The following is a 13,612-nucleotide window of genomic DNA, read 5'->3' on the forward strand; positions in this document are numbered from 1 at the left end:
CTTTCCTTTTATTATTTAGCATCATACCATGTTTGTCCTGAACTAGATTCTACACTTAATGGCACAGATAACTCGAGTGCATTATCCATGATGTCTTCTACAAACGGTTGAAATGCTTCTAATTCATCTTCTGGAACTTCAAATATTAATTCATCGTGTACTTGTAATAATAATTTAGCTTTAAAATCTTTATCTTTCATCTTATTCGCAAATTGTACCATTGCTAATTTAATAATATCCGCTGCACTACCTTGAATTGGTGTATTCATAGCTGTTCTCTCAGCAAAACTTCTTAAATTAAAGTTACGATTTGTGATGTCTGGTGTATATCTTCTTCTGTGAAGTAGCGTTTCTACATAACCTTTTTGTTTAGCATCTTGTACGATTGTATCCATATATTCTTTTACTTTAGGGAAACTGTCTAAGTAATCATCAATAAATTGCTTAGCAGCTTTTCTTGTAATACCTAAACTTTGACTTAAACCATAATCACTAATACCATACACAATACCAAAGTTAACTGCCTTTGCTTGTCTTCTCATATTTGAAGTTACTTCGTCTTTACTGACATTGAACACACGCATTGCAGTTGTCGTATGAATATCTTCATTAGCAGTAAAGGCTTCTTTCATATGCTCGTCACCAGTAATATCTGCTAATACACGTAATTCGATTTGAGAATAGTCAGCAGCAAAAATAACGTGATTTTCTTTACTTGGTCTAAATGCTTTTCTAATTTTTCTACCTTCTTCTAATCTTATAGGTATATTTTGTAGATTAGGATCTACAGAACTTAAACGACCCGTTTGAGCTAATGTTTGATTAAATCTTGTATGAATCTTACCTTCAGACGTAATCATTTTTTGCAATCCTTCAATATAAGTAGATTGAAGTTTAGCGAGTTGTCTATAGACTAATATATCTTCAATAATTGGATGTTCATTGCGCAGTTGTTCTAACACATCAACTGCAGTTGAGTATCCTGTCTTTGTCTTTTTAATAATTGGTAGTTTTAAATCTTCAAATAATACGACACCTAACTGTTTTGGTGAATTAATATTGAATTCCGAACCAGCATGATGATGAATTTGTTCAATCAATTTATCGATACGTACTTTCAAGTCTTCTTGCATTTCAACTAAAGTATCTTTATCAACCGTTATGCCGATATATTCCATTTCAGCTAATACACGTGCTAACGGTAATTCTAAATCATCGTGTAGACTTAATTGATCTTTTTCATCTAGTAATTCAGTCATTTTATCTTTTGTTTCATAAACTGCTGTTACCTTTTTAGCGATACTTTCAAAAAGCATATCTTCTTCTGGGACGTGCAACTTTTTACCTTTGCCATATATACTTTCATCATTCGGTACATAATAAATGCCAAATTCTGATACAACTGAGTATACATCATCAATTGTTCTAGAAGGATCTAAAATGTAACTCGCTAACATTGTATCGAACTGAATACCATTAATTTCAATACCTAATCTTTTACATAATATAATCGTTTTTTTAGCATCATAAGTTGCAAATGTTACTTGATCATTTTCAAGCCATTGTTGTAATTTTTTATGTTCTTTTAAAACATCAAGAGAAACAACATAAGTTTCGTCATTTGCATGAATCGCAAATCCAAGTATATCTGCTTTTAAATAATTAGCTTCGTTCGTTTCAAAATGAATAGCCGCTTCAGTTACATTATCAAAATCAAAGTCATCAATATCAGTTGAGTATTTAATCTCTCGGTCATCTGTTGCTTCAGCACTTGCATCCATTTGATCAAGCAATTGTTTGAATTCTAATGTCTTAAATAACTTTATCTTCTCGTCATTACTTTGTTCTGTAAGTTTCAAGTCATCAATTGTGACTTCAATAGGAGACTCACGATTAATCGTAGCTAGCTCTTTACTTAACTTAGCATTGTCTTCGTTATCTATTAATTTTTCTTTCATTTTTGATTTCTTTAACTCATCAATATTTTCATAAACACCTTCTACAGTCTCAAACTGTTTCAGTAATTTAATCGCTGTCTTCTCACCAATTCCAGGCACACCTGGTATATTATCTGACTTATCACCCATAAGCCCTTTCATATCAATAATTTGGTTAGGTACTAAACCATCATATTTTTCAGCGATAAATTCAGGTGTGTAATGATCAATATCTGTTACACCTTTTTTTGTATAATAAATCGTTACATTTTCACTTGCTAGCTGAGTTAAATCTCGATCACCCGTAATAATGATCGTCTTAATATTTTTCTCATCCGCTTCACGAGATAATGTACCGATAATATCATCCGCTTCATAATTTTCTAATTCATAATGTTTAATATGATAACTTTCCACAAGTTGACGGATATATGGTAATTGGCTTCTTAATTCATCCGGCGTCTTCTCACGACCACCTTTATATTCACTGTACATATTATTTCTGAAAGTTGTTTTTCCAGCATCAAAAGCAACCATAAAATGAGTTGGCTCTTCTTCTTTAATTATTTTATCTAAAATCATCGTAAAACCATATATAGCATTAGTATAAACGCCAGCTTTATTTGTTAATAAAGGCAAAGCAAAAAATGCTCTAAATGATAAACTATTACCATCAATCAGTACCAATTTTTCCACAATAAGATACCTCCATCTTTATATTGATTATATTTTATCATATCTCACAATATAATAAGATTGTTTCGCATAAATAAAAAAAGCGAAATACACAATGTATTTCGCATAATCATCAAAATGAAGGGGTCTATGTTTATTCTATCTGTTCATGATTAATTCAATATGAATAAATTGTAAAGATTGTATGAAGATTACTTATTAAAGAGTTTCACAATAAAGTTAGATCCTTTTCCAACTTCTGATTCAACTTTGATTTGTCCATTATGCGCTTCTACAATATGTTTCGTAATGGATAAACCAAGTCCTGTTCCTCCTGAATCTCTACTACGCGCTTTATCTACACGATAAAATCTTTCAAAAATTCGTTTTTGTTCATCTTTAGATATACCTATACCATTATCTTTCACAGAAATGATTTGACCATCATCTACTTCTTTAATGGTTATAATAACTTCACTAGATTTCGGTGAATAACTAATGGCGTTCGTTAATAAATTAATCAACACCTGTGTTAATTTATCTTTGTCACCATATCCATACACTTCTTTATCGATATGATTTGTAATGTGTATGTCTTTTTTAGAAGCAACATTTGATACTGTATTAATCGAATGTTCGCCAATTTCTGTTAAAGATATTTGTTCTTTCGGTATCTCGCTATTTTGTTCGATTTTTGATAACTCGAGTAAATCTTGAACAAGTGATTGAATTCGATTAGATTCATCTAACATAATATTTAAGAACATATCTAACGATTCGGGATTATTTTTAGCACCATCTAATAATGTTTCCGCAAATCCTTTTATCGATGTAATTGGTGTTCTTAATTCATGAGATACATTAGCCACAAAATCTTTTCGCATATGTTCTAATTTCTTCAACTTCGTTATATCATGCATAACGACAACTAAACCTAATAGATTTCGTTTTTTTCGGGATAATACTGGAATAACTGAAACTTCAAAGAACTTATTATGAACATCATTGATATACATTTCGACTTGTTCAAACATAGGTTTTTCTAATTTTAACGCTTCGTTCATCATCTGTATAATCTCAACATTAGGCATTGCTTCTTTAAATAACTGTCCTTCTGAATGACTGTTTCTATCAAATAAGTCATGATACGTCTTGTTTGCGATGACAATATAACCTTCTCTATCTAACATTAAAATTGCACTTGGAATATTCTCTAAAGTCGTTTCCAATCGATTACGTTGCAATTTCTGTTCATTATTTAAATTATCTAATGTTCTAGCAAGTTCATTCGTATTAACAAAGAGTTCTTTCGTTTCTTTCACATTACTTTCTGGCACTCTAACACGATATTTACCAGAAGCCAATAATTTAGTAGCGTATGTCACTTCTTTAATTGGATGAATATAAGAAGTGTTAATATATCGAACGACAAAATAAATTAAAGGTAATGTAAAACATAAGACTAACAATAAATATTTCCAAATATCTTTTTGAATAATCGCTATCGTATCTGTATGTTTTGCAATGACAACTGTATAATCACCATACGTTCTTGCATACATGACTTCAGATTCTGACTTGTCTACTGCAAAATATTCATCAAAAGCTTTTGCATCAGATATAGCTTGCTTTTTATTTTGATTAAATATATTTGTATCTTTTTCACTTGAACGATATAACACTCGTCCATCTTTTTGCAGTAAAATATCTTGATCAAAGACACTTAAAATATCTTTAAGATTTTCAGGATTATTTTTTGCAATATCGTAAACTTTTTTGGATTCAGTCTTTAATAATTTTTGCTGTTGTTTAGAAATTAAATCGTAACTAGAATTATGAAGGAAAAACCCTAATATAAGAAAACTTACAACAGTAACCGTTGTAAGTATAATTAGTAATTTATTATAGAACTTAATCATTATTCTTTGGTCTTTCTAACTTATAGCCTAAACCTCTCACCGTTTTAATGAATTGAGGTTGTTTAGGATTTTCTTCAAGTTTATCCCTCAAATGACTAATGTGCACATCGACTATTCTAGAGTCTCCAGCAAATTCATAATTCCAAACTGAATTCAACATATGTTCTCTAGTTATCACACGACCTTGTCTCTCAATAAGGTAAAGTAAAAGTTCGAATTCTTTTGGTGTCAATTCTAATAACTCATCATTTCTATACACTTCAAAGAAGTCAGGTCTAATTCTAATTGCACCTAGAATAATATCTTCATCATCATCTATGTTTTTATTTTCAACTTGCCCAACGCGTCTTAATATAGCTTTAACACGTGCTACAACTTCACGAGGTGAAAATGGTTTAGTCATATAATCATCTGCACCTAATTCTAGACCTAATACTCTATCAAATTCATCGTCTTTAGCTGTAAGCATAAGAATGGGAACTTGGTTTTTATCTGATCGAATCGTTTTACAAACTTCAATTCCATCTTTCTCAGGTAACATTACATCTAATACTACTAAATCTGGTTTCTCTTCATTAACTTTCTCTAACGCTTGAACTCCATCATAAGCTACAATTACTTGGTAACCAGCTTGTTCTATATTATATTTAAGCAATGTAACGATAGATTGCTCATCGTCTACTACCAATACTTTTTGTGACATTCAAGGTCCTCCTTAAGCGATTTAATATAATTATAACTTAAATTATTAAAAAAATAATGGTTATTTAGAGAACTTTACAAAAAGTTAACACTAGCTAAATAAAACAGACGCATTCAAAGCAGAATGCGCCTTTTAACTGTTATTTTATTGTAAAATATTCTTTACTGCTTCAACAGATTGAGCAGATTCATCAAGTAATTGCTTTTCTTCGTCAGTTAAGTCTAACTCAATGACTTTTTCAATACCTTTAGCACCTAATACAGTTGGTACACCTAAATAGATGTCTTGATAACCATATTCACCTTCTAAATAAGCAATTGAAGGTAATACTCTCTTTTGATCTTTCAATATTGCTTCTGTCATTTCAATTAAAGCTGCTCCTGGTGCATAGTATGCCGAACCGTTACCAAGTAAATTAACGATTTCAGCTCCACCTTTTCTTGTTCTATCAACAATTTCAGCAATTTTTTCTTCAGATAATAACTTTTCTAAAGGTACGCCACCAGCTGCTGAGTATCTAATAAGTGGAACCATTGTATCTCCATGACCACCTAATACAAATCCTGTTACATCTTTAACAGAAAGGTCTAATGCTTCTGCAACAAATGTTCTAAATCTAGCAGTGTCTAATACGCCAGATTGACCAATTACGCGCTCTTTCGGAAATCCTGATTCTTTATACACTGTATAAGTCATAGCGTCTACAGGGTTTGTTAAGACTAAGATAACGCAATTAGGTGAGTATTTAACAATTTCTTTCGTTACAGATTTCATAACATTTTGATTCGTTTGTACTAAATCATCACGTGACATACCAGGCTTTCTTGCAATACCCGCTGTAATAATGACGACATCTGAATCTTTTGTATCTTCATAATTAGCAGTACCCGTTACTTTTGAATCAAAGCCTAATACCGGTGCGCTTTCTGCAATATCTAACGCTTTCCCTTTTGTTGGGTTTTCAGATTGAGGCATATCAACAAGTACAATATCACCTAACTCTTTTTGGGCTGCTATAAATGCAGCTGTAGCGCCAGTAAATCCTGCTCCAATAATTGAAATTTTCTTTCTTGCCATGTTGTTCATCTCCTTATAATAAAAGGAAGGTTAATAAATAACCTTCCTCAAATAACAATCTATTATGGTAAATTTTTAATTAATTCATCAGCGAATTCTGAAGATTTAACTTCAGTTGCGCCATCCATTAAACGAGCAAAGTCATATGTTACTACTTTAGAAGCAATTGTAGCTTCAACAGATTGTGTTACTTTGTCAGCAGCTTCTTGCCAACCTAAGTGTTCTAACATTAATACACCACTTAATAATACTGATGAAGGGTTAACTTTATCTAAACCAGCATATTTAGGAGCTGTACCGTGTGTCGCTTCGAAAATTGCATGTCCTGTTTCGTAGTTAATGTTTGCACCTGGTGCAATACCAATACCACCAACTTGAGCTGCTAATGCATCTGAAATGTAGTCACCGTTTAAGTTCATTGTAGCTACTACATCAAATTCAGCAGGACGCGTTAAAATTTGTTGTAAGAAGATATCAGCGATAGAGTCTTTGATAATTAATTTACCTTCAGCCTCTGCATCTGATTGTGCTTTATTAGCAGCATCTTTACCTTCTTCTTCAACAATTTTATCGTATTGTTGCCAAGTGAATACGCGATCTCCGAATTCACGTTCAGCTAAATCGTAACCCCATTTTTTGAAAGCACCTTCAGTGAATTTCATAATGTTACCTTTATGAACTAACGTAACATTTCTACGATTATTATCGAATGCATAGTTAATTGCTGCTCTTACTAATCTTTCAGTACCTTCTTTAGATACTGGTTTAATACCGATACCTGAAGTTTCAGGGAATCTAATATTTTTAGCACCCATTTCATTTTGTAAGAAGTCTATAACTTTTTTAGCTTCATCTGAGCCTTCTTGGAATTCAATACCAGCATAAATATCTTCAGTATTTTCACGGAAGATAACCATATCTGTATCTTCAGGACGTTTAACAGGTGAAGGAACACCTTTGAACCAACGTACTGGACGTAGACAAGTGAATAAATCTAACTCTTGACGTAAAGCAACGTTTAATGAACGAATTCCGCCACCGATTGGTGTAGTTAATGGACCTTTAATAGCGATTAAATATTCTTTAATCGTTTCTAAAGTTTCGTTTGGTAACCATTCACCAGTTTCATCGAATGCTTTTTGACCTGCTAATACTTCTTTCCATTCGATTTTCTTTTCGCCATTATATGCTTTTTCTACAGCTGCATCTAATACTCTACTTGCTGCATTCCAGATATCTGGTCCGATTCCATCCCCAATAATAAATGGGATAACTGGATTATTTGGAACATTTAAAACGCCTTGATTTGTTGTAATTTTTTCTGCTGTCATTATATGATTCCTCCATTAAATTTGTTAGTTATATTATATTCATTAAATTAACGATTTTCAATTGGTTCATATTTACGATCACGTTCACCAGTATATTCAGCTCTTGGTCTCATAATTCTATTTGTTCTATATTGTTCAAGAATATGTGCTGTCCAACCTGACATACGGCTAATCGCAAAAATTGGTGTGAATAAGTCGTGATCAATACCCATGCTGTGATATACAGTTGCACTGAAGAAGTCAACGTTAGGTAATAATCCCTTTTCTTCTTTCATAATTTCAGCAATTCTTAAAGAAATTTCAAACAGTTCTTTTTGACCTGATTCATCTGTAATACGACGACTCATTTCTTTTAAGTACTTCGCTCTAGGATCACCATTTTTATAAACTCTGTGTCCGAAGCCCATAATTTTTTCTTTGTTTGCGATTTTTTCTTTAATGTAATCATCAGTTTTGTCGACAGTACCAATTTCAGTTAACATTTTCATAACTTGTTCGTTAGCACCACCATGTAATGGGCCTTTCAATGCGCCAGCTGCTGCTGTCACACCTGAATACATATCAGATAATGTCGAAACCGCTACACGTGCTGTAAATGTTGAAGCATTGAATTCATGGTCAGCATGTAAAATTAATGCTTTGTTAAAACCTTCTACTTCAACATCAGTTGGAACTTCACCTCTTAACATATATAAGAAGTTTGCTGCATATGTTAAATCTTTTTTAGGTTTTACAACTTCTTTACCTTGTCTTACACGAGAAAATGCTGCAACTAACGATGCAACTTTTGCTTGAATTCTAATTGCACGTTCATAGTTCATTTCTTCATCAAATTTTTCAGCATCTGGATCGAAATGCGCTAAATAAGATAATGAAGTACGTAATCCAGTCATTGGATGAACTTTATCAGTCGCATAATCTTCAAAATGTGTATACATTCTAGGGTTTAGAGTCATATATCCTAGTAGTTTCTCATTTAGTTCAGCTAATTCCTCTTTGTTTGGTAATCTTAAATTCCATAGTAAAAACATAACTTCTTCGAATAAAGCATTTTCAGTTAAATCATCTATTTCATAACCTGCATAAGTTAATTGATTATCTATGATTGAACTAATTTGAGTTTCAGAAGCAATGATGCCCTCTAACCCTTTTGCTACTTGTGCCATAATAATATCCCCCTTACTAAATAATTGCCCATATATGTAATGGCTTTCATCTATCATTATATATAATTTCTTGAGTTTTGTGAATGCGAAGGACTTTTAAACTTTAAATTCTTTAGTAATTTTAGATGAATAAAAATAAACAGTTGTAATTTTATAATTTTTATAATATTGCTATAGTAAATTAAATATATCCCGAAAACGTGAACACAAAAGGATTTACGAGTGAGTAATACCCTATCATTTTTATCAGAATACGTCATTTCGTCGTTCATCCATTCATTTTTATTATTATATATGATAAAAATAATAAATCATGTTAACAGGTATCAAACAGTTGTTAAACATTCATTTTTTAATTGCTATTTTCTTACAGTAAGCGCATAATAATAACATAAAAGTTTGTATATGAAAGAGGGATAAAGTTTATATGGCTAACAATTTACAAAGGGAGTTAAGCAATAGGCATGTACAACTTATTGCGATAGGTGGTGCTATAGGTACAGGCTTATTCTTAGGTGCTGGTGAAACAATCAGTTCAGCAGGCCCTTCAATACTACTGACCTATATTATAATAGGTTTAATTTTATTTCTGTTTATGAGAGCTTTAGGGGAAATATTACTCTCAAACACTGATTTTCATTCTTTTGCAGATGTCACACATACATATATCGGCCCATTCGCGGGATATATAACAGGATGGACTTACTGGTTCTGTTGGATTGTCACTGGTATGGCTGAAGTAACTGCAGTAGCAAAATACATAAGTTTTTGGTTTCCTGACATACCAACATGGATTACAGCATTATTTACAATACTCATATTAATGACAATGAATTTAATGACTGCTAAACTATTTGGTGAATTAGAGTTCTGGTTCTCTATTATTAAAATAACAACGATCGTAGCATTAATCGTTGTCGGTATTATCATGATCGTAATGGCATATGAAACACCATACGGTACAGCTTCACTAACACATATTTGGGATCATAATGGTATTTTCCCAAATGGTATGAATGGTTTCTTCTTATCATTCCAAATGGCAGCATTCTCATTTGTAGGTATTGAATTAATCGGTGTTACAGCTGGTGAAACGAAAGATCCACATAAGACGATACCAAGAGCGATAAATAGTGTTCCAGTTAGAATTATGCTTTTCTATGTAGGTTCACTTATTATCATCATGTCAATTACACCTTGGGACAAAATCGACCCTGCCGAAAGTCCATTCGTAAAATTATTTGGACTGATCGGTATTCCAATCGCAGCAGCAATTATCAACTTTGTTGTCTTAACAGCTGCAGCTTCATCTTGTAATAGTGGTATTTTCTCAAATAGTAGAATGCTTTATGGATTATCACAAAATGGACAAGCAAATAAAAGTTTTGGCCAAACAAATAAAACTGGTGTCCCTTATAAAGCAACACTATTTAGTTGTTTCTTATTAATGATCTCAGTACTTTTAAATTACGTAATTAAAGACGCTGGTGAAGTATTTAAATATGTAACATCAGTTTCAACTGTTCTTTTCTTAGTAGTATGGTCATTAATTATTATTGCTTATATTAGATATCGTAAAATATCACCAGAATTAAACAAAGCTTCTGATTTCAAATTACCTGGTGGTGTTCCAGTAGCATGGATTACATTAATATTCTTTATTTTCGTATTCGTGTTATTGATGACAAATAAAGTGACATTAATCGCTATATTAATTACACCAATTTGGTTTATCATTTTGACATTCATGTACTTTAATCAAAAACGTAAAGTATTTAAATAAAGTAAATTAAAAACATCTCATTTTCTTGAGCAAATCAGAAAATGAGATGTTTTTTTGTAGCCTTATTTAGTAGTCATATATAGGAACCAGTATTTGCACTTTTAGCCAGAACTGCTAATAACGGCATATGCATCCATAAAATCAAAAAAGAGACTAGGATATCATATCCCAGTCTCTATCTCACATATATTATAATACGTTAGCATATCCTTCGAACACTTTGTGTTGTTTAGGATCTAATGTAATTAATGTACCATCTGCTATTTTTTCGCGAGCGCCTTCTACACCTACGATAGTTGCTACGCCTAAGTTAAGGCCTACAACTGCAGCGTGTGAAGTTAATCCGCCTTCTTCTGTTACAATTCCTTTAGCATTTTCTAAATATGGAACCATATCAGCATCTGTTGATTGTGTAATTACAATTGACTCACTTAAATCTTTTCCTTTTAAGTCGTCAGCAGTATTTGCTACTACAGCTTTACCTACTGTTGAATGATGACCGATTCCTTGACCTTTAGCCAATTCGTCACCTACTAAATGAATCTTCATTAAGTTAGTTGTACCTGTTTCACCTGTTGGTACACCTGCAGTAATAATGATTAAATCACCATTATCAACTAAACCTGTGTTAACAGCTGTTGATACAGCATTATTTAATAATTCATCAGTTGTTTGTTTACCTTTTTTCACAACTGGTAATACGCCCCATACTAATGTCATATGACGAGCAGTTGTTTCATTAGGTGTAACTGCAATAATGTGTGAATGTGGTCTATATTTAGAAATTGTTTGCGCTGTAGCTCCACTTTCAGTTGCTGCAACAATTGATTCCACGTTTAAGTTTAAAGCTGTATGTGCAACTGATACACCGATTGCATTAACTAAATTTGTATCGATCATTTTTGAACGATCAGATAATAATTTTTTGTAATCTTGAGCTTCTTCAGCAGCTACTGCAATATTTTGCATTGTACGTACTGCTTCTTCAGGATATAATCCCGCTGCAGTTTCACCAGATAACATGACTGCATCTGTACCATCGTAAATAGCGTTCGCTACGTCACTTGCTTCTGCTCTTGTACAACGTGGGTTTCTTTGCATTGAATCTAACATTTGTGTTGCTGTAATAACTGGTTTACCTAATTTATTACATTTTTGGATTAATTGTTTTTGTACCATTGGAACAGCTTCTGGTAAAATTTCAACACCCATATCACCACGAGCAACCATTAAACCATCTGAAACTTGAAGAATTTCATCGATATTTTCAATACCTTCTTCATTTTCAATTTTAGGAATAATTTTAATAAAATTATTTTCTTTTTCTTCTAAAATTGCACGAATATCTAATACATCTGATGGACGTCTTACGAAACTAGCTGCGATAAAGTCTACACCTTGTTCGATACCGAAGCGGATATCACTAGCGTCTTTATCCGTAATACCTGGAAGGTTTACTTTAACACCAGGTAAGTTAACACCTTTTTTATTTTTTAATTCCCCAGTATTTTCTACTGCACAGTGAACTTCACCTTTAGCGATATCAATTGATTTAACTGTAAGTTCAATTAAACCATCATCAAGTAGAATTGTTGATCCAACTTCTACATCTTCTGCTAATTTTTCGTAAGTAACTGAGAACGCTTCTTTAGTACCTTCTACTTCAGTTGTTTTAACTGTTACTTCACTACCTTTAGTAAGTTCAATTAAACCATCTTTCATGTTATGAGTTCTAATTTCAGGACCTTTTGTATCTAATAAGATACCAATATTTTTATTTAATTTAGAACTTACTTTTCTAATTGTATCTATACGACCTTTGTGTTCTTCATGACTTCCGTGAGAGAAGTTCAATCTAGCAACGTTCATGCCTGCAAGCATTAATTTTTCTAACATTTCTTCTGATTCTGATGCTGGACCTATCGTACATACAATTTTTGTCTTTCTCATATTAAAATGACCTCCGTAGTTTTTCTTTTTTTATATAGATAATTGATGTGCTAAATTATACATTTTCTTGTCGATGTTATGTTCTGCTTGGAATATTTCATCAAAATGCGTACATGTTAATTCATTTTGTTGGATTCCAACTGCTTTAGCACTATCACCTTGCATAAGTAATTCAACTGCATAACCGCCTAAACGAGAAGCAAGTACTCTATCCATTCCAGTAGGTGTACCACCTCTTTGAATGTGGCCTAAACATGAAACGCGTGTATCAATGTTAATAAATTTCTTCAATTCTTCCCCACATTGATGACCAGTCATGACACCTTCAGCACAAATAATGATAGAATGTTTTTTCCCTCTATCCATACCATGTTGAATTTTTTCAGCGATTTCTTCAATGTCTGATTTAACTTCTGGAATTAAAATTGTTTCCGCTCCAGCTGCTAATCCTGACCATAGCGCTAAATCACCAGCGTCTCTTCCCATTACTTCAATAATAAAAGTACGTTCATGACTTGATGCTGTATCTCTTATTTTATCGACAGAATCAATGATTGTGTTAAGTGCTGTATCAAAACCAATTGTAAAGTCTGTACCATTAATATCGTTATCGATAGTACCGGGTACACCGATTGTTTTAAGATTTTTAGCTTCTTCGCTTAATCTTTGTGCACCTCTATAACTTCCATCTCCACCGATAACAACTAATCCTTCTATACCTCTTTTTTCAAGGTTTTCAATTGCTTTCGCACGCACTTCTTTTTCTTTAAATTCTGGACATCTAGCAGAATAAAGGAATGTACCACCTCTTTGAATCATGTCACCAACTGAACCTAATTCAAGTTTTTTGATATTATCATTTATTAAGCCTAAGTAACCTTGGTATACACCATAAACTTCAATATCATGATAAATAGCTTTACGAACAACTGCACGAATTGCTGCGTTCATCCCTGGTGAATCTCCACCGCTCGTTAAAACCGCAATTTTTTTCATAAATATACAGACCTCTCTTGTTATATGATTGTTAATTTAAAAATAACACAAATATTGGCTTGATTCCATTAAAAC

9 protein-coding genes are annotated in these 13,612 nt (G+C 32.4%); 1 reads left to right on the top strand and 8 read right to left on the bottom strand.

Annotated elements, in window-relative coordinates:
* Positions 1-11: 11 nt before the first annotated feature.
* The 6 genes from polA to LQ679_RS02035 all read right to left on the bottom strand — a co-directional run bounded on the left by polA (position 12) and on the right by LQ679_RS02035 (position 8,808).
* Positions 12-2,633 carry a DNA polymerase I gene (gene polA / locus LQ679_RS02010; protein WP_191835672.1) on the bottom strand — a complete coding sequence of 874 codons (2,622 nt, stop codon included), beginning with the start codon at positions 2,631-2,633 and terminating at the stop codon, positions 12-14.
* Between the two features lie 191 nt (positions 2,634-2,824).
* On the bottom strand, positions 2,825-4,531 hold the full coding sequence (gene pnpS / locus LQ679_RS02015; RefSeq protein WP_191835673.1) for a two-component system histidine kinase PnpS: 1,707 nt from the start codon (positions 4,529-4,531) through the stop codon (positions 2,825-2,827).
* Complete coding sequence (locus LQ679_RS02020) at positions 4,524-5,234, bottom strand: response regulator transcription factor (protein WP_037588492.1); 711 nt, start codon at positions 5,232-5,234, stop codon at positions 4,524-4,526. The genes pnpS and LQ679_RS02020 overlap by 8 nt, the downstream gene beginning before the upstream one ends.
* A 144-nt stretch (positions 5,235-5,378) precedes the next feature.
* Positions 5,379-6,311, bottom strand: coding sequence for a malate dehydrogenase (gene mdh, locus LQ679_RS02025; protein WP_191835674.1), 933 nt, complete (start codon positions 6,309-6,311; stop codon positions 5,379-5,381).
* A 62-nt stretch (positions 6,312-6,373) separates the two neighbouring features.
* A complete protein-coding gene (gene icd / locus LQ679_RS02030) occupies positions 6,374-7,642 on the bottom strand; it encodes an NADP-dependent isocitrate dehydrogenase (protein ID WP_025904308.1) in 1,269 nt (422 codons plus the stop codon).
* A gap of 47 nt (positions 7,643-7,689) precedes the next feature.
* Positions 7,690-8,808, bottom strand: coding sequence for a citrate synthase (locus LQ679_RS02035; protein ID WP_037588495.1), 1,119 nt, complete (start codon positions 8,806-8,808; stop codon positions 7,690-7,692).
* A gap of 427 nt (positions 8,809-9,235) precedes the next feature.
* Between LQ679_RS02035 and LQ679_RS02040 the strand changes: the two genes are divergently transcribed.
* Positions 9,236-10,591 (top strand): amino acid permease, encoded by a 1,356-nt coding sequence (locus LQ679_RS02040; RefSeq protein WP_037588496.1) that lies wholly within the window; start codon positions 9,236-9,238, stop codon positions 10,589-10,591.
* A gap of 189 nt (positions 10,592-10,780) precedes the next feature.
* Here LQ679_RS02040 and pyk read toward each other — a convergent pair whose 3' ends face one another.
* Together pyk and pfkA are read right to left on the bottom strand one after the other, a co-directional pair.
* Positions 10,781-12,541 (bottom strand): pyruvate kinase, encoded by a 1,761-nt coding sequence (pyk, locus tag LQ679_RS02045; protein WP_126477570.1) that lies wholly within the window; start codon positions 12,539-12,541, stop codon positions 10,781-10,783.
* Positions 12,542-12,571: 30 nt separating this feature from the next.
* Positions 12,572-13,537 (bottom strand): 6-phosphofructokinase, encoded by a 966-nt coding sequence (pfkA, locus tag LQ679_RS02050; protein WP_204168615.1) that lies wholly within the window; start codon positions 13,535-13,537, stop codon positions 12,572-12,574.
* Positions 13,538-13,612: the final 75 nt, after the last annotated feature.

Origin of the sequence: Mammaliicoccus sp. I-M35, from assembly GCF_022386455.1 — a bacterium.
Lineage (GTDB): Bacteria > Bacillota > Bacilli > Staphylococcales > Staphylococcaceae > Mammaliicoccus > Mammaliicoccus sciuri_A.